General features: G+C 38.4%; 19 protein-coding genes and 1 tRNA gene. 7 read left to right on the forward strand and 13 right to left on the reverse strand.

Annotated elements, in window-relative coordinates; genetic code table 11:
* Window positions 1–146 precede the first annotated feature (146 nt).
* The 3 genes from PL_RS23580 to PL_RS23590 form a co-directional block, all read right to left on the reverse strand.
* Window positions 147–497: a DUF2200 domain-containing protein gene (locus PL_RS23580; protein WP_348620519.1), complete on the reverse strand. Its 351-nt coding sequence runs from the start codon at window positions 495–497 to the stop codon at window positions 147–149.
* Window positions 498–726: 229 nt separating this feature from the next.
* A tRNA-Arg gene (locus tag PL_RS23585) sits at window positions 727–800 on the reverse strand.
* Window positions 801–869: 69 nt separating this feature from the next.
* Window positions 870–2,261, reverse strand: a complete 1,392-nt coding sequence (locus PL_RS23590; RefSeq protein WP_041885638.1) for an exonuclease domain-containing protein — start codon at window positions 2,259–2,261, stop codon at window positions 870–872.
* Between the two features lie 117 nt (window positions 2,262–2,378).
* On the opposite strand from PL_RS23590, the gene PL_RS23595 reads away from it, so the two are divergent.
* Window positions 2,379–2,738 (forward strand): response regulator transcription factor, encoded by a 360-nt coding sequence (locus PL_RS23595; protein WP_041885641.1) that lies wholly within the window; start codon window positions 2,379–2,381, stop codon window positions 2,736–2,738.
* A gap of 42 nt (window positions 2,739–2,780) precedes the next feature.
* On the opposite strand, the gene PL_RS23600 is transcribed toward PL_RS23595, so the two are convergent.
* Entirely contained in the window at window positions 2,781–3,188 is a 408-nt protein-coding gene (locus PL_RS23600) for an OsmC family protein (protein ID WP_041885643.1), read from the reverse strand.
* A 246-nt stretch (window positions 3,189–3,434) separates the two neighbouring features.
* On the opposite strand from PL_RS23600, the gene PL_RS23605 reads away from it, so the two are divergent.
* Window positions 3,435–3,680 (forward strand): hypothetical protein, encoded by a 246-nt coding sequence (locus PL_RS23605; RefSeq protein ID WP_152620381.1) that lies wholly within the window; start codon window positions 3,435–3,437, stop codon window positions 3,678–3,680.
* A gap of 90 nt (window positions 3,681–3,770) precedes the next feature.
* On the opposite strand, the gene PL_RS23610 is transcribed toward PL_RS23605, so the two are convergent.
* The 8 genes from PL_RS23610 to trpS all read right to left on the reverse strand — a co-directional run bounded on the left by PL_RS23610 (window position 3,771) and on the right by trpS (window position 14,986).
* On the reverse strand, window positions 3,771–5,009 hold the full coding sequence (locus PL_RS23610; RefSeq protein WP_041885646.1) for a nucleoside recognition domain-containing protein: 1,239 nt from the start codon (window positions 5,007–5,009) through the stop codon (window positions 3,771–3,773).
* A 91-nt stretch (window positions 5,010–5,100) separates the two neighbouring features.
* Entirely contained in the window at window positions 5,101–7,941 is a 2,841-nt protein-coding gene (locus tag PL_RS23615; protein WP_348620521.1) for a S9 family peptidase, read from the reverse strand.
* A 179-nt stretch (window positions 7,942–8,120) separates the two neighbouring features.
* Complete coding sequence (gene yidC / locus PL_RS23620; RefSeq protein ID WP_041885648.1) at window positions 8,121–9,917, reverse strand: membrane protein insertase YidC; 1,797 nt, start codon at window positions 9,915–9,917, stop codon at window positions 8,121–8,123.
* A 20-nt stretch (window positions 9,918–9,937) separates the two neighbouring features.
* A complete protein-coding gene (locus PL_RS23625) occupies window positions 9,938–11,554 on the reverse strand; it encodes a CTP synthase (RefSeq protein WP_041885650.1) in 1,617 nt (538 codons plus the stop codon).
* Between the two features lie 462 nt (window positions 11,555–12,016).
* On the reverse strand, window positions 12,017–12,556 hold the full coding sequence (locus PL_RS23630; protein WP_348620523.1) for a hypothetical protein: 540 nt from the start codon (window positions 12,554–12,556) through the stop codon (window positions 12,017–12,019).
* A gap of 30 nt (window positions 12,557–12,586) precedes the next feature.
* Window positions 12,587–13,327, reverse strand: a complete 741-nt coding sequence (kdsB, locus tag PL_RS23635) for a 3-deoxy-manno-octulosonate cytidylyltransferase (protein WP_041885653.1) — start codon at window positions 13,325–13,327, stop codon at window positions 12,587–12,589.
* Between the two features lies 1 nt (window position 13,328).
* Window positions 13,329–13,943 (reverse strand): deoxynucleoside kinase, encoded by a 615-nt coding sequence (locus PL_RS23640; RefSeq protein ID WP_041885655.1) that lies wholly within the window; start codon window positions 13,941–13,943, stop codon window positions 13,329–13,331.
* Between the two features lie 44 nt (window positions 13,944–13,987).
* A complete protein-coding gene (gene trpS, locus PL_RS23645) occupies window positions 13,988–14,986 on the reverse strand; it encodes a tryptophan--tRNA ligase (RefSeq protein ID WP_041885657.1) in 999 nt (332 codons plus the stop codon).
* Window positions 14,987–15,392: 406 nt separating this feature from the next.
* Between trpS and gatC the strand changes: the two genes are divergently transcribed.
* From gatC to PL_RS23670, 5 genes are all read left to right on the forward strand, one after another.
* The gene (gatC, locus tag PL_RS23650) at window positions 15,393–15,683 is read left to right on the forward strand and encodes an Asp-tRNA(Asn)/Glu-tRNA(Gln) amidotransferase subunit GatC (protein ID WP_041885658.1); all 291 of its coding nucleotides are present in this window, start codon (window positions 15,393–15,395) and stop codon (window positions 15,681–15,683) included.
* 82 nt (window positions 15,684–15,765) lie between these two features.
* On the forward strand, window positions 15,766–16,530 hold the full coding sequence (locus PL_RS23655) for an ABC transporter ATP-binding protein (protein WP_041885661.1): 765 nt from the start codon (window positions 15,766–15,768) through the stop codon (window positions 16,528–16,530).
* The gene (locus PL_RS23660; RefSeq protein ID WP_041885663.1) at window positions 16,530–17,078 is read left to right on the forward strand and encodes a cob(I)yrinic acid a,c-diamide adenosyltransferase; all 549 of its coding nucleotides are present in this window, start codon (window positions 16,530–16,532) and stop codon (window positions 17,076–17,078) included. The genes PL_RS23655 and PL_RS23660 overlap by 1 nt, the downstream gene beginning before the upstream one ends.
* An 84-nt stretch (window positions 17,079–17,162) precedes the next feature.
* Window positions 17,163–17,384 carry a DUF2795 domain-containing protein gene (locus PL_RS23665; protein WP_008240955.1) on the forward strand — a complete coding sequence of 74 codons (222 nt, stop codon included), beginning with the start codon at window positions 17,163–17,165 and terminating at the stop codon, window positions 17,382–17,384.
* Between the two features lie 159 nt (window positions 17,385–17,543).
* The gene (locus PL_RS23670) at window positions 17,544–17,702 is read left to right on the forward strand and encodes a lmo0937 family membrane protein (protein WP_152620382.1); all 159 of its coding nucleotides are present in this window, start codon (window positions 17,544–17,546) and stop codon (window positions 17,700–17,702) included.
* Between the two features lie 43 nt (window positions 17,703–17,745).
* Here the strand turns inward: PL_RS23670 and PL_RS23675 are convergent, their stop codons facing one another.
* Window positions 17,746–18,423 (reverse strand): 2-C-methyl-D-erythritol 4-phosphate cytidylyltransferase, encoded by a 678-nt coding sequence (locus PL_RS23675; RefSeq protein WP_041885667.1) that lies wholly within the window; start codon window positions 18,421–18,423, stop codon window positions 17,746–17,748.
* Between the last annotated feature and the right edge of the window lie 31 nt (window positions 18,424–18,454).

An 18,454-nucleotide genomic window follows, 5' to 3' on the forward strand; every position in this document is an offset into this window, starting at 1 on the left:
TGCTTTATCAAAGATGCAAGTAAAAACAGCTGTAGAGGAGGGGTGTATACGACAATTTACAGTCTGATTTACGACAGTTATACTTTCACCGGACTATCTGACTCCAGGTTCGACCCTATACTGCCTGCAGGTGATCTCAGTGTTTTTCACGTTCTTAAAATCTTATCCATTGCCTTTCCTTTTGCCAATTCATCTACCAGCTTATCCAGGTAACGTATCTTTTGCATGAGCCCGTCTTCGATTTCCTCCACACGGTAACCGCAGATTACGCCTGTAATTTTTGAAACATTTGGATTTATTTGTGGTGCCTGAGCAAAAAAGTCTTCAAAATTGGTCTTGTTGTCGATAAGCTGTTGCAGAGTTTGTTTATCGTATCCCGTTAGCCAGTATATGATCGTATCTACTTCATCTTTTGTGCGGTTTTTTTTCTCTGCTTTTTGAATGTAGTGAGGATAGACACCAGCAAAAGACATTTGATATACTCTTGTATTATTCATTTTACGTGTTATTAATGCAGCTAACTCATTTATGTGTCAGAAAAACTACAGATATCAGGTTGGGTTAATGTAACTGTTTGCCACACTAATATTTGCTTTGTCCGCAATGGGCGGGACCTGTATGTGAATATACTAAAGATTGTATAGGAAAAAAAGCTGTTGGAAAACCTCTAAACAAAAAAAGGCAACGTCTGGAGCAACGTCGCCTCTAATTAAGAAATAAATCTTGTACACCCAATAGGATTCGAACCTATGACCTACGGTTTAGAAAACCGTTGCTCTATCCAGCTGAGCTATGGATGCGTTTTCCCTTGTTGGAGCGACAAAGGTAGGATTAAAGTACTTTAAACGCAAATCTATTTGAAAATAATTCTACAAGGCTATAGATTTTAAAATATCTATTCTTTGCTGAGGATGCGATTCTGCATAAGAAAGAACCATATTCAGGATATAATCATTTGATGGATAAGGTACTATACAAGACTTCAGGTTTTCCAGATCCGTGATGTCAGTGTAAAAAGAAATATAGCCCATACCGTAAAATTTACCTCCTTCGATCCATAAACAGCTCTTTTCTTCTTCGTTTCTTCCGGAATCTATCAGTGCAAAGGAGGGAAGAGCTGATTTTAAATGTAAGATTGCCTCATTTACCCGCTGATTATATTCAGCTGGATCTTCCTGGCCAAGACAGGCACCATTACATCCACCTTTCTCCTGAGCAGTACAAGCAGATCTGTTTTTCTGAATAAAACACAGTTTTTCACATAACCGGTGTTCGGTAATCATGCCTCTTAGCAAACTCTGCCCCGACAATAGGCTATTGAATGTGTACAACGCATTCGTGTTTTTCTTGTATTTGTCAATTCCCAGACGGACATAGCCGTTCTGATCCTCAAAATCGTAAAGCGCATACTTTTGCTCAAACCGCTTTAAAGCCCTGTTTTTTTCTGGCCAGTATTTCTGTATTTCTGATGCTTCAAGAATCAGCGCCATGAGTTCAGTACCACAGATCGTGAAATCTACTTCATAAATGTTTCTTAGAAAATCCTGTCTCTGCTGATTGATCTTGTTTCCTGAAAAATGGGAGTACACCCGTTTTCTGAGATTAATAGCTTTACCAATGTAGATGATTTTTCCTTTCTGATCTTTAAAATAATATACACCCGGGTTAGCCGGTAAAGCTTCGATACTATCCTTTGATAAATTTGGAGGTAACAGCTGTTCTTTAGAACTTTTATGTAAGGAAAGCGGGATGGCGCCTTCCGTATCTTTTTCCAGCAGCAATGTTAACAATAATGCCGTTGCAGCAGCATCACCACCGGCACGGTGCCGGTCATTTAAAGGAATATGCAATGACGAACAGAGTTTACCCAGACTATAAGAAGGAAGACCAGGGATAATTTTTCTGCTCATTCTGACTGTACAAAGCTTTTTTGACTGCAGTACAAATCCCGATTGGGCAAGCTGATGCCTGACAAAAGAGAAATCAAAATTTACGTTATGCGCAACAAATACTTTATCATTCAGCAGCTCATAAATTTTAGGGGCTACCTCTTCGAAAAGCGGCGCATCATAAACCATTTTATTACTGATACCGGTAAGTGTTTGAATATAAACAGGGATGTCCTGTCTGGGATTAATCAGTGTTTCAAAACTTTCTATGACTTTTAAACCATCATGAATAAGGATGGAGATTTCTGTAATCCCATTACCGGAGGCAAAACCGCCGGTAGTTTCAATATCAACTACTGCATATTTTAACATTTATAGAGCTATAGGCTGATACAAATGTGCTAATAATTTTAGTAAAATAAATAATTATTGAAAATATAATCTATGTGGCACGTAAATAGCTGTGAATAAAGTAAATATGAAAGATAAATGTTGAAAATTCTGGCAGTGGATGACGATAAGGCTATCCTGGACGTTATCAGATTTATCCTGGAAGAAGAAGGTTATGAAGTGATCACGCTGGCTAACGGGAATAATATATTGGATATGGTGAAGCAAATTTCTCCGGATCTGATTTTACTTGATGTAATGCTTGGTGGCTTAGATGGCAGAGAAATCTGTAAAGCATTGAAAGCGCACGAGCAATTCAAAAAAATACCTGTGGTAATCATCTCGGCTAGTCATCAGCTGAGTGATTTGCTGCTGCCCGGATCTCCTGATAACTTTCTGGCTAAACCCTTTGATATAGATCACCTGGTTCAAATTGTTAAAGCACAGCTTGCTGCTTAAAACAAGCTGTACTAATTTATATGTTATACCAGATTCCCGGAATTATGCGGTAGTAGTTTCTATTTGTATAGGATTAGTTAAGATTTTGTGAATAGGGCATTTATCTGCAATCTGCATCAGTCTGCTTATTTCTGCTTCTGATAAGTCTCCGGTAAACTCAATTTCCCTGGTAATCTTAGTTCCGGCATCCATCTGTTCTTCGTTACAGATCGCCAGATGAATTCTAATGCTCTCTAAAGCCATATTCTTTCTGTCTGCATACATTCTGATGGTAATTGCGGTACAGCTTCCTAAACTGGCTAAAAGCAATGCACCAGGATTCATACCCTCATCAGTTCCACCAACATCAGTAGGTTCATCCGCATAAATGAAATGTCCGCCTGCATATACTTTAGTCAGATAATGTGAACGGTCCAGTTCTGTAACTGCGGTGATTTGTTTCTTGTCCATAGGGTTATTTGTTTGCTAAAGCTAAAAATAAAGAAATTCGGCCGGGGAACAACCCGAAATACATGAACAGTGCTTTTTTGACCTCAGTAAAACAATTTATAAGATTTGAAAAATAAGGTGAAGATTAAACTAAGGGGCTCTATAATGTTAAATGTTAACCAGGAATTTAACAGAAAAGTATTATCAACTTAAAATTAGTTAAACATTTGATAACCATATTTGTTATGATTGATGAACTAACCAGATATGACTATGTTAAGTAATTATCTCAATTTCCAGTTTGATGTACAGGGTAAGCCTGTCAAAGGTTTTTGCATGAGAATTCAGGATGATTTTCATGAAACCTACGCCGTTATTGTTGATGGTTATCATTCCTTTTGCGTCTGGCTTGATCAGCCATCATCCACATGGCGGTCATCTAAGTATACAAATGTAGAACCTGGCGTGCTTGAGAAGATCATAAGCCATCTGAAAGTTCATAAGTTAGCATAATCCATATATAGAAAAATGCCCCTCCTGATAATTCAGGAGGGGCATTTTTTATGATAAGCCAGATTTTGCAGGGCGATAATGAGTTTATGATTAATGGAAAAACAGGTAAGCCACAAATACAGCTGCTATAATTCCTGCTAAATCTGCCAGAAGCCCGAACGGAATGGCATAACGTGTACGTTTAATACCTACAGAACCAAAATAAAGGGCTACAATATAAAAAGTAGTATCTGCTGACCCGTTAAAAACACAGGACAGACGGCCTACAAATGAATCAGGACCAAAAGTTTTCATCGTATCCACCATCATTGCTTTTGCACCACTGCCACTCAGTGGTTTGATCAGTGCCGTTGGCAGAGCAGGGGTAAAGTCTGCGTTGATCCCCGAATGTACAAAACACCAGGTAAAACCATCAACAATATACCCCAGTACACCAGAATTTCGTAAAACTCCGATTGCAACAAGCATACCTACCAGATAAGGGATAATCGTAATACAGGTTGTAAAACCATTTTTTGCTCCCTCTATAAATGCATCATACACATTTACCTTTTTGCGAACGGCACCTAAAATAAAGGCTATAATAATGGAAAAAAGAATAAAATTAGAGACAACTCTGGAAACTACCTCTATCTGTTCTTTACTCAGGAAGTTAGTGAAATAATAAATCATCCCCACTAAAAACAAAGTAATGCCGCCCAGCCAGGAAATCACTACCGAATTAAACAGGTTGATTTTTTGTTTGATAGCAACGGCGATCAGTCCAACTACAGTAGCCACATAAGTCGCAATCATGCAGGGAATAAAGATATCCGAAGGATCTGCAGCACCCAGTATAGCTCTTTGTGCCATAATACTCAGTGGAATCAGCGTAAGACCGGAAGTATGCAGTACCAGGAACATGATCTGCGCATTACTGGCAGTATCTTTATCCGGGTTGATTTCCTGTAAACTCTGCATGGCCTTTAAACCAAAAGGAGTGGCTGCATTATCCAGACCCAGTAAATTAGCAGAGAAATTCATCACCATATGTCCTGTGGCAGGGTGATTTTTAGGTACTTCAGGAAAGATACGGCTGAAAAAAGGACCGATAATACGGGATAGAAAATTAATAGCACCAGCTTTTTCCCCGATATTCATAATCCCAAGCCATAAAGTCATGATCCCTACCAGTGGTAAAGCAATATCCATTACCCCGACTTTGGCAGATTCAAAAGTGCCGTCTACTATAAGTTTGAATATTTCAGTATCACCAAAAAAGATTAATCTGATCAGTGCAACAACGAATGCGATGATGAAAAACGCAATCCATAAATAATTTAATGCCATATTTTAGTTTGAAGCTATGAAAGTAAAAAAAAAGGATCTGTATTCAGTAGAATACAGATCCTTTTTTATGATCACAACGAAGAATGTCTGATTAAGGCTTGTCGTCCGTCAGATCAAAACCCCATGTTTTACCTTTTTCCGTAGCAGGAATTCCTGTTGTCATCCAAACCGGCGCTTTAGCACCTTTCAGATAATAATCAAAAAACTGCTGTTCACGAATCTGGATATCTTTTCTGTTTTGACGAAGTACCAGGTTATGCGCTTCATTATTATAATTTAATAACCATGCAGGTTTACCTAATCTTTTCAGACCTGTAAACATTTCAATTCCCTGATACCATGGTACAGCTCCGTCAGCGTCATTAGCCATAATCACTACCGGCGTTGTCACTTTAGGAAGCGAGAAAAGAGGAGAGTTCTCTATATATAACTCTGGTTTTTCCCATAAAGTTGCACCAATTCTGCTTTGTGTCTTTTCATACTGGAATTGTCTGTTCATTCCCGATTCCCAGCGGATACCACCATATGCAGAAGTCATGTTTACCACTGGCGCACCAGCCCATGCAGCGGCATACATACTGGTCCGTGTAATCAGGTGGGCAACCTGATAGCCGCCCCAGCTCTGACCCTGGATACCAATTTTAGTACCATCAACCCAGCTGTTCTTTTTCAGTGATTCTACGCCCGAATTGATATATTCTTCAGCAGATTTTCCTGGATATCCTTTTTCATAACTGATATCCGGTGCAAATACCAGGTAGCCATTACTTACAAAAAATGAAATATTCAATCTTGATGGAGTAGGGGCAGGAGCCTGATAACTGTAAAGTCCGTCCGAAAGTTTCTCATAGAAATAAGCTATCATCGGATACTTTTTAGCCGGATCAAAATTCTCAGGCTTATACAAGATACCTTCAGACTGATGTCCTTTCGGTGTAGTCCATTTAACCAGCTCTGCAGTACCCCAGTTATAATTCTGCTGCTGCGGATTGGTATTGCTTAATTTCGTCTCTGTTTTTAAATCAGTTGATACATATACATTTGGAGAAGTCTGATAATTTGCTTTATCATAGATCATACGATCTGCTCCTTTAGCTTTAACCAATGAAGAGTATTTGAATTTAGCCATTACTGCTAATTCAGGATTCTTGTTGTCACCTGCTTTTGTCTTATAAAAGCCTCTTTCTTTAGTTAGGTTATTATAGGCACTTAACCACATGTCATCTCTTTTGCTGATAAACTGTGCAGCGGTATCTAATTTTTCGTAACGGAAAGTAATGCTGTTCAGTCTGCCAAATCCATTAGTCATGTTTTTTGGTGCCGATTTACCATCTGGTGTAAAGTTCCAGATATCATATTTATCATAGATTAAAATCTGCTTATCTTCTTCAGTCCATCCTGCAATACCGTAAACTCTCGGATCATCCGGTACATCATTGTCTTCATCAGCAAATTTTACATTTATGCTGGCATTTAATACCGTTGTTTTGCCTGTAGCTACTGTGTAAGTAGACCAGATTCCTGTTTTATTGTTATAGAATAATACATAATTTCCACCCGGAGAAACAGTTGCCTGACCATCCAGAGCAGATATGATTTTTTTTCTGGTGCCCGTCTTGGTATCAACCAGGTAATAATCACTTATTCTGGCACCCGTCCATTGTGTTTGCGCACGATTTCCATAATCTGTAGCAGCCAGGACAAAATTTGCATCACCTTCTTTAACGATACTTGCTTCAGGAAGTTTAATGTCAGTTAACGGAACGATTTTAGGGTCACTGCTAAAAATATCGATTACTGATAAATAACTTCTTTTAGCGTCTTTAGCAGCGTTTTTTAACTGGATAGGTTGCAAATAATCATCTTTATAACCCCATATATCCAGTTTTGCATGTTCAAAATCAACCAATGTGGTGTCTTTCTCTTTTTTTACTGGTGCGATACCGAAAAACAACTTGTTACCATCTTTACTGAAAGTCAATTTTCCATCTCCGCTAACTGCCCATTTGGCTGGCATGCCATCAATTTCATAATCCACTAAAGCCTGGGCGGTATCAAGCGTAAGCGAATTGAAATAAATGCTGTAATCTTTAATCTCTTTTTTCTCTGGCGAAGTCTCACCTAAAAAGGCAACCTGCTCACCTGCTTCATCAAAAATGAATTCTTTGAAATGGCCTTTAGCGTTAACCAGTGTTTTGATTGTTCCTTTTTCTGTATTCAGTAAAAATACGCCTGTTTTAACTGTTTTATCTTTTTTGGAGCCTATGCAGTCAAAGATCAGTTGTTTTCCATTTTTACTGAATTCATAATCAGTAACGTATTTGAAAGTTCTTTCTGCACCAGTTGCCAGATTTCTTAAAATCAGATCTGATCCTGTTTTTTTAGCAGACTCTTTCGTATCTTCTTTAGCAAAGAAATCATTGGCATTATCTTCTTTCTCTTCTGCTGCGGTTTTAGCTTTTTTAGCAGTATCTAATAGTGGTTCTTTCTGATAAGCCAGATAGTTTCCTGCATTTTCAGGTATCTTGAATGATTTTACTCTTGGTACTTTAACAATTGCAGCAGAGGTCAGGTTAACAAAACCTAAAGAGTCTTTCGTCATTTCATCCGCTTTCTTCTTTTTGATTTTTTCCTGACGGGTGGTCGCAAATAAAGGCTTAATCAAAAAAGCAGCAAATTTTGAATCTGCGCTGAATCTGAGCTTTTCGCCTCTGGGCACATTTATCTTTGAAGTTGTAGTCAGGTTATTCAGGTACAAATTTGCATCACCTTCCTGTTGAAGTATGGAATAAGCTGCCCATTGTCCATTGTCTGACAACTGTTTGACGCCAATACTTTGCCATGAATCATACACTGTATGGTCAAGTGGCTTTTTCTGGGCGAAAGTAGCGGTTGCAAAGAGTAAGAAAATAAGAGTAAAGTGTTTCTGCATAATTGGTGGTTGTGATTTGAATTAACTCTAAAATTTGTAATTTTTCACCAATATATGCCATTTGTATATTAAATTTTACAAAATTCATAAACAATTGCGCTATGCTAAAAGCTATTAAATAACAAAAGGCTGTCTTTCATTAAGAAAGACAGCCTTTTGTCAGCTGAAAAAGCGGATAATTATTTATCCTTTTTTTCCTGAGTTTTAGCTTGTTGTTGCTGACGCATATAATCGTCTAAACGAGTCTGGAACTTAGATTTTTTCTTTTGTTCTTCAGGTTTCTTTTTGTTTTCCTTAAGAATATTATGAATTTTCTCATCATTAACCATTGATTTGATCAGGAACTGCTGACCAAAGGTTAACATGTTTGCCAGGAAATAATAATAGTTCAGACCAGAAGGGTAGCTGTTCAGTACACCTAAGAATACGATTGGCATAATATAACCGATGTATTTCATTTGTCCTGTAGCGCCTGATACCTGGTTATTGAAATAAGTATAAATCAGGGTAGAAATAGTCATCAATACACACATTAAACTTAAGTGGTCACCAATAAATGGAATACTAAATCCAAATTTAATGAAGTCATCATAAGTTGAAAGGTCATGCATCCATAAGAAACTCTGTCCTCTTAATTCAAATAAATTCGGGAAGAAGAAGAAGAAAGCCATTACGATTGGTAACTGCAGTAACATCGGTAAACAACCACCCAATGGATTTACACCCACCTGTTTGTAGAGTTTAAGATATTCCTGTTGTAATAAAGTCGCATTGTCTTCACCTACTTTGGCTTTGATCTCATCCATTTCTGGTTTCAATATTCTCATTTTAGCCATAGAGATATAAGACTTGTAAGTCAATGGTGACAATACAACTTTTAAGGCAATGGTTAAGATCAGAATAATCAAACCGTAATTCCATCCGAAACCTTCAAGGAAGTTAAATACTGGCAATACAACAAATCTGTTGATGTATTTCAATGGCCAGTAACCCATTTCTACCAGTTTCTCGATTTCCTGTCCCTGCGCTTTTAATACTTTGAACTGATTGGTTCCGAAATAGAACTTCATCTTGTAGCTCTGTGCATCAAGCTGGTTGAATGGAAGATTTACTTTTGCAGCATAACCTTTTACCTGACCTGGTGTAGTTAAGATTTTTACACCCAGATTCACTTTTGCAAAAGGATCAGCAGGAATCAGCACAGCTGAGAAAAAGTGTTGCTTAAAGGCAATCCACTCAATTTTGGCTTTAGAAAGATTCTCTGTTTCATCTTTAGCAATGCTCAGATGATCCGGATTCTTTTCTACATACTTGTAATAAGGAGCAGAATACTGCTGCTCGTTTTTCAACGATTTTTCCTGTTGAAGTAATACAGTTTCCCAGTCCAGTGAGATACTATCTCTCTGAATAACCTGGTTCATCCCTTTTAAGTTGATATTAAAACCAACGTTATGAGAGTTCGGCTGTAAATCGTAAACAAACTCAATGTATTTATCTGCGTTGTAATTAGCACGCATCACCATTGAATTACCTGTTTTTGTTGCCGTGAAATAAAGGTCATTGGTTTTTACCAGTTTACCGCCAACGTTTAAGGTTAAGCCGAAAATGTTCTCGTCACCATCAAACAATACTACCGGTTTATCCAGGTAAGTTTTTTCACCTTTTACTTCTACAGCTTTAATTTTACCACCTTTATTAGTGAAAGTTAATTTTAAAGCATCATTTTCTAATACACTTGTAGTTGCAGTACCAGAAATACTTGTGCCGAAAGGACCTTTCAGCGCTGCTGAATCTAATTGAGGAGCAGGTGCGTTTTCAGCAAGGGCAGCAGGTTTAACACCAGCCTTACCAGCGGAATCAAGAGATATCCGCTCCCGTTCTTTCTTCATTTCAGCCTCACTAGGCTTGAAGAAATAGAAAGAACCCGCCAAAACGATCATGATCAGGAACAATCCTGTGAATGTATTTTTATCCATTATTGTTATTTAAACGCGTATTAGTTTGTTTTTTTCTTCGCATACTCCATCGCAGCGGCGACAAATTTAACAAAAAGTGGGTGAGGATTAGCAACTGTTGATTTTAATTCCGGATGAAATTGTCCACCAACAAAAAACGGATGGTTTTTAAGCTCTACAATTTCTACTAAATGACTGTCCGGATTAGTACCTGAAGCAATCATACCAGCTTCTTCGTACTGATTTAAATAAGCACTGTTAAACTCATAACGATGTCTGTGACGTTCGTTGATATGTTGTTTACCATAAGCAGCAAAAGCTTTGGTTCCTTTTTTAAGATCACATGGATAAGAACCCAGACGCATGGTACCACCTTTGGTCGTTACTGTCTTCTGATCTTCCATCATATTGATCACAGGGTCAATAGTCAGTTCATCAATCTCTGTAGTATTGGCAGTTTTTAAGCCCAGTACGTTACGGCCAAATTCAATAACCGCACATTGCATACCTAAACAGATACCAAAGAAAGGAACATTGTTTTCACGGACATAACGAATAGCATCAATTTTTCCTTCAATACCACGGCTACCAAATCCGGGAGCAACTAAAACACCATCAAGATGACCCAGTTTTTCTTTTGCATTATCAGCACTTAATTCTTCTGAATGAATGTATTCTACTCTTACTTTACATTCATTTTTAGCACCCGCATGAATAAATGCTTCGATAATTGATTTATAGGCATCCGGTAATTCAACATATTTACCTACCAGACCAACTCTGACTTCGGCTGTAGGGTTTTTAAGTCTACCTAAAAAGTCCTTCCAGCTTTCCATATCCGGCTCGTTTTTCTGTGCCAGTTTAAGTTTGCTCAATACTGTTTTATCCAGTTGTTCCTTCATCATTAATAATGGAACAGAATAGATTGATGAAGCATCAATAGATTCAATTACTGCATTTACGTTTACATTACAGAACAAGGCGATCTTTTTACGGATATCCATAGTAATATGCTGCTCGGTACGGCATACTAAAATATCCGGCTGAATACCATATTCCAGTAATGCTTTAACAGAGTGCTGTGTAGGCTTTGTTTTAAGTTCACCAGCTGCAGCTAAATAAGGGATCAGTGTTAAGTGGATCACTATAGCGTTATTCGCGCCAGCTTCCCATTTAAATTGTCTTACAGCTTCAATGAATGGAAGAGATTCGATATCTCCGACAGTTCCACCCAGTTCAGTGATCACAATATCATAATCACCGGTTTCACCAAGGATACGCATATTACGTTTGATCTCATCAGTGATATGCGGAACAACCTGAACTGTTTTTCCCAGGTATTCACCCTGACGCTCCTTGTTGATTACATTCTGATAAATACGACCAGTGGTGATATTATTAGCCTGTGAGGTAGGAACATTTAAAAAACGCTCATAATGACCTAAGTCTAAATCAGTTTCTGCACCGTCTTCTGTTACGTAGCATTCGCCATGCTCATATGGGTTTAAAGTTCCCGGATCAATATTGATATACGGATCGAATTTCTGAATGGTTACACGGTAACCTCTTGCTTGTAAAAGTTTGGCCAATGAAGCGGAGATGATGCCCTTACCTAATGAGGAAGTAACACCGCCCGTAACAAAAATATACTTAGTCATGTTTGTGAGTTTGTGAAATAAAAGCCGCTTGTAAAGGCGTTTTTATTGTTTTTGTACGGGATACAAAGCTACGGAAATATTGTTGAACTGGGAAACTAAATTATTAATCTGATAGAATATCTATAATCAGCTGATTATAGATGATATAAAAAAGACCAGGTAAATTACCTGGCCTTTTTCAATTTTATATTTGGTTAGAATATGCTTGTATAAACGAATGTTAAAAGGCTATGCCATAACACTAAGGTAAATCTAATATTAATTTTAGAATTTAGTATACACATTGATGAATAAAACAAGTTTTAATTGTAACTGTTTGATTATCAGAGTTATTATTTATTGTTTTATTCTGTAGTGTTTTGTTTTTGGTCAAAATAAGGCTTTAATAGCTGCATTCAGGGTAAATAACAGGGGATTCACTGACAATTATTAGCAGGTCATATTATACACTAACATTCCAGCTTATTTACAACATTCGTAGTAGTTTTTTACCTTTTTTTCCTGCTCAGACCAGGCGATATACACCTTGCTTTCTTTGCCTAAACGGTATTTGAAACCATTCACGCCAGTTTTTTTTAATTCTTCGAAAAAGTTTTTGTCTGGTGTATTCTTATCTGGTTTTTCAGTATCGGTCACTGCCGGCTCAATAAAATTTTCATCATCAAAAAACAGGGAAAGTTCTTCTTTCATGAACTTTAGCTGTGCTTTCTTTTTTTCCAGATCAAGACTCTCTTTATAATTGTCCAGCAATGCTGTAGCCTTCAGTGTTTTTGTATAAATCTGATGTCCGTCCTGAGGAGTAATAGTAAAAACGAGCTCCATGTTTTTGGGCTGATCACCTTTAAGTACAATTCTGAAAGTATCCAGTTTGGTGGTATCACTAAAAGAGCGTAAAGCAGTTTTAGTATTGGATGCAGGATCGGTTCCGCCGGCAGGTTCAGAAGAGTTACAGGCCGCCAGAAACAGGGGTAAAGTCAAAAGGTAAGTATAAATGCTTTTCATGCAGAGGTATTTTAACCCTAAGATAGGGAATTAATTGCCCTTGATTTTAACAATCTTCTCCAGATCTTCGGGAGTGTCGATGGCAATGGTCTCCAGATCAGTTACTCTGGTTTGGATTTTATAGCCGTTTTCTATCCACCGCAGTTGTTCAAGACTTTCTGCAATTTCCAGCAGGGAAGGCTTGAGCTGTGTGATTTTTAACAACGTTTCTGTGGTGTAGCCATAAATCCCGATGTGTTTGTAAAACTGAAAAGTCTTTACCCAGTCTTGCGGAGCCGCATTTCTGATAAACGGGATAGTCTGTCTGCTGAAATATATAGCTTCCTGTGCAGCATTCAGTACTACTTTAGGAATATTAGGATTGAACAATTCTTCTTCATGATGAATTTCCTTAACCAGGGTGGCTAATTTTACCTGCGGATCTTCAAAACAGGAGCTCAGCAGGTCAATCTGTACCGGATCAATATAAGGCTCATCACCCTGAATATTGATGATCACATCAAAGCCGCTGAAGTTTGCAGCTACTTCGGCACAACGGTCTGTACCGCTCTGGTGATCTGCCCGGGTTAAGGCATAGTCTCCTCCAAAGCGTTTTATTTCGGTAATTATCCTTTCATCATCGGTAGCTATGACAACTTTGTCCAGGCTGGCCGAACTGCAGGCCTGTTCATAAACCCGCTGAATCATGCTCTTGCCATTGATATCAATCAATGGTTTACCCGGAAACCGCGTGGACGCGTACCGGGCCGGGATAATTCCTAGTTTAGCCATTTTAAAAAAGTCCGTGAATTTCTGCTTCTATAGCTTGTATTACAGTACCCAGATCTTCCGGATTATTCGTGAAATCCAGTTTGTCCTTATCCAGAATCAATAATTTACCTAACTGGTAATTTTTAATCCAGGCTTCGTATTTTTCATTCAGTTTTGATAAATAGTCCAGACGGATACTGGCTTCGTAATCACGGCCTCTGCGCTGAATGTTATTAACCAGTGTAGGAACAGATGCACGCAGATAAACCAGTAAATCAGGTGGCTTAATGAAAGAAGTAATGTTTTCAAAAATATCCCTGTAATTCTGATGATCCCTGGTGGTCATTAAGCCCATTTCGTGCAGGTTTTCTGCAAAAATATGCGCATCCTCATAAATCGTTCTGTCTTGTATAACATCCCTTTTGTTGGATTGTATGTCTACAATCTGTTGAAAGCGGTTATTCAGGAAATAGATCTGCAGATTGAAACTCCAGCGTTTCATATCACTGTAGAAATCTTCCAGATATGGGTTGTTATCTACTTCTTCGTACAAAGCTTCCCAACCATAATTCTTAGCCAACAGGCTTGTTAAAGTTGTTTTACCGGCGCCTATGTTGCCAACTATTGCTATATGCATATGCTATTTATGATGAGCTTAATTTAAGCTAATGTATTAAATTATTAAAATTGTTTGAACCCAATCAGTTCTCTAACGTCTTTTATTGTCTTTTTAGCACTTTCTCTTGCTTTTTCAGCACCAAGATTAGCTACTTTGCGTAAATAAGCTGAATCTTTTGAGATCTCTTCGATACGTTCACGTATCGGAGAATTGAAAATAATCATGTCTTCGGCCAGTTGCTTTTTAAAGTCACCGTAACGGATCTGACATTTATTGTAAAGCTCGTCAAAATGTGCAATGGTATCATCAGTTGAAACGATTTTCATCAGGTCGAACAGATTTTGAATCGCTTCTGGTTTTGGCTGGTTCTCTTCAGTCGGGCCACCATCAGAAACTGCTTTTGATACTTTTTTACGGATATTTTCCGGAGAATCGGCCAGATAAATGCAATTCGCATCACCTTCTGATTTTCCCATTTTCCCTTTTCCATCCAGACCCGGAACTTTAACCAGGTTGGCAGAATAGCTGAACGCGAAAGGTTCAGGGAAATAATCTGAATTATATAAACGGTTAAAACGGTTTCCAAAAGTACGGGTCATTTCCAGATGCTGCTCCTGATCTTTTCCTACCGGAACTTTTAAAGCTTTATGAATCAGGATATCTGCAGCCATTAATGAAGGATAAGTAAGCAGGCCCGCATTCACATTATCCGGCTGGGAACGGACTTTGTCTTTGAAAGAAGTACTTCTTTCCAGCTCACCCATATAGGCATTCATATTCAGATACAGATACAGTTCGGTTACATCCGGAACATCAGACTGGATATAGATTGTTGCTGTTTCAGGATCAATTCCGCAAGCCAGGTATTCTACGAGTACATTTCTAACATGGCCATGCAGGTCACCGGGAGTAGGGTGGGTAGTTAAAGAGTGTAAATCAGCAATGAAGAAAAAACAATTATATTCATGCTGCATTTTTATAAAATTGGCTACTGCGCCAAAATAATTGCCAAGATGTAATTTTCCTGTTGGACGTATACCACTTACTACTATTTCTTTCATTTTCCCGGATTTTTTTACTGAAACCTGTAATGATTAATATGAATTGGCAGATATAAATTCTGCCGGTACAGGCTTCCAGAGGTCGAAATTAATAAAAAACCCTTATCCGAAGGTTGAATAATTGATTTTTATGTTTGAATAGCCTGTGTATGACCGATATAATAAGTGTCTGACAACTCTGTGAGTCCACCGCAAGTCCACAGTGAGTCCACGTCGAGTCCACCTTTTTGAACAAAAAGGTGGACTCGCTATGGAGAGGCGATGCAGCTGAGGTAGATTCGTACGTTTCCTGTATTCAACTTAACTGGTGTACCGAAGCCGGTCTGCAGCAAAGTGTCCTGATTTTAGCGTAAATTATTGCCGGCAAAACAGTATTTTTGAGCTGATATAAAATATCCTTTAAAAGATGAACATAGATAAAGCGACGATTTATAAGGTGGCAGACCTGGCAAGGATTGAGATTGCGGAGGAAGAAGTGGGGACTTTGCAGGCTGATATGAACAAAATCCTCACCTTTATGGAGAAGTTAAATGAGCTGGATACCAAAAATGTGGAACCGCTTGTTTATATGAATCCTGAGGTGAATGTCTGGAGAGAGGATGAAGTGAAACAGGAGCTGACAGTCAGTGAAGGTTTGAAAAATGCTGCATTGCATAACGAAGAATTCTTTCTTGTACCGAAAATACTGGATAAATAATTTCGTTTGTAACAACAGGACGCTGATGATGTCTAACCTCAGAAGCTACTAAAAGCTTGTCATTGTTAAAATAAAGGCACAGATGGAAAAACCGTTAATAGATATCAAAGAAATAGGCCGTAAATACGTGATAGGGACTGAGGTTATCCATGCCCTGAAATCAGTTTCACTTCAGATTAATAAAGGTGAGTTTGTGGCCTTAATGGGCCCCTCAGGCTCAGGAAAGTCAACTTTGATGAATATTTTGGGTTGTTTGGATACACCCAGTAAAGGAGATTATATCCTCAACGGCATTAATGTAAGTCATATGACTGATGATGCACTTGCTGAGGTAAGGAACCAGGAAATCGGGTTCGTATTCCAGACTTTTAACCTGCTGCCAAGATCCACCTCGCTGGATAATGTGGCTTTACCGTTGATTTATGCCGGGGTTGCCAAAAAAGACCGCGACAAACGTGCGACTACAGCTCTGGAGAATGTTGGTCTGGGAAATCGTGTAACCCATAAACCGAATGAGCTTTCAGGTGGTCAGCGGCAGCGTGTGGCTGTTGCCAGGGCATTGATCAATGATCCTTCCATTATTCTTGCCGATGAGCCTACAGGTAATCTGGATACTAAAACCTCTGTTGAAATTATGGGGCTGCTGGAAGAAATTCACAGTAAAGGAAATACGATCATTTTAGTAACGCACGAGGAAGATATTGCGATGCATGCACACCGTATTGTCAGAATGCGTGACGGACTGATTGAAAATGATTATCTGAATACAGACATTAAAACTGTTTCTCCCCGTCTTTCTAAATTAATGGAGACTGGAGAGAACTTTGAGAAAATGGGACATAATTAATGAAGATATATACCAAAACCGGTGATAAGGGACAAACCTCGTTAATCGGGGGGACACGTGTCCCAAAATTTCATCTCCGTATAGAATGTTATGGTACGGTAGATGAGCTGAATTCATATGTTGGCCTGATTCAATGTCAGGATATTGACATACATGCAAAACAGGTACTAAAGGAAATTCAGGATCGTTTATTCACCATAGGTGCTTCACTGGCTGCTGATCCGGAAAAATCAAAGATGAAAATCCCCGATTTAAATCTGACTGATATCACGCTGCTTGAAGAAGAGATGGACAAAATGAACGAAATTTTGCCTGAACTGAAGCACTTTGTATTGCCAGGAGGAAATACTGTAGTTTCTTATTGTCATATAGCCCGGTGTATTTGCAGAAGAGCAGAAAGACTGACCGTACATCTGGCCACAGAAAGTTTTGTTGATGATAAGGTTACCATATACTTAAACAGATTAAGCGATTATCTGTTTGTTCTGGCAAGAAAGCTTGGTTTTGATGATAAAACAGATGAAAGTATCTGGTTGCCAAGACTATAAAATGGTGGAGAAAAAAATTTGTTTTCATCAGTATTTTTAATATACTTTTGCAAAATAAATAAGCACAATAAAATAGTATAGAATATGTATTGGACATTAGAATTAGCATCGCATTTGGAAGACGCTCCATGGCCTGCAACAAAAGACGAACTTATTGATTACGGTATCAGATCTGGTGCACCGGTAGAAGTTATAGAAAACCTTCAGGCATTAGAAGATGATGGTGAGCCGTATGAAACTATTGAAGAGATCTGGCCGGATTATCCGACTAAAGACGACTTCTTCTTTAATGAAGACGAATATTAAAAACTGCTTAAATACGATTTAAACAGTATTCTTGAATACGCATAATTGGAAGCTCCGTTGACGGGGCTTTCTTTTTTTGGAACGATGATTGTTTATGAATTGTCAGGAGTTTGTCTAAACTTTCAAATCATTTAATTAACAAACCAAAAAAATACTATTATGGGAAATTTACTTTATTTAGTTGCAGTAGTGTTAGTCATCCTTTGGGTAATTGGCTTTTTCTTTCACGGATTTGGTGATGTAGGAGGTTTAATCCACGTATTACTGGTGATTGCTGTAATTGCAATTATCTTGAAAATAATCAATAGGGCCGCTTAACAGCAAGACATAGCGAATATCATAGACAGAGGCTTCTGAGAAATCAGAAGCCTTTCTTTTTGAGCAGGAAGGAGGCCATTTCCAGATCCTGTTCATAAGTGATTTTAATATTATTCCGTTCTCCGGGTAACAGGTTAATAGGATATCCGGCTCTTTCTACAACTGAAGCATCATCTGTGAATTCATTTCTGTAAGGCTGCAAATAAGCCTTTTTGAGCTGTTCTATCTGGAAAGTCTGAGGTGTTTGAATTAAAAACAATTCGTCTCTGTTTAAGGCTTCTGAGGCCTGTCCCTCGCGTTTCATTCTAACTGAATCTACAGGTTGTATGGCAGTAACTGCGTTGCCTGTTTCTTCGGCCATCTGATAAGACCGGAGGATAAGCTCTGGAGTAATTAAAGGACGCACTGCATCATGAATAGCTACAATTGCTTTGCCTTTAATTGTTTTCAGGCCATTACGTACCGAATCAAAGCGTTCCTGTCCGCCTTTAACCACCTCATGAGGAACTTTAAAGTCATGTTTGCTGCATAATTCTTCCCAGAACAGATGCTGATGGATATTCAGAACTAAAATGATCTTCGGATTCAGGGCACATTGACTAAAGGCCTCCAGGGTATGCATTAGAATAGGTTTGCCATCCAGTTCCAGAAATTGTTTCGCGATAGCTAAATTCATTCTGTTGCCTTTGCCACCTGCAACAATTATAGCAAAATAGTTCATTTGTTCGTTTATTGGGTCAGCGGAATACACG

It is taken from the genome of Pedobacter lusitanus, from assembly GCF_040026395.1.
Lineage (GTDB): Bacteria > Bacteroidota > Bacteroidia > Sphingobacteriales > Sphingobacteriaceae > Pedobacter > Pedobacter lusitanus.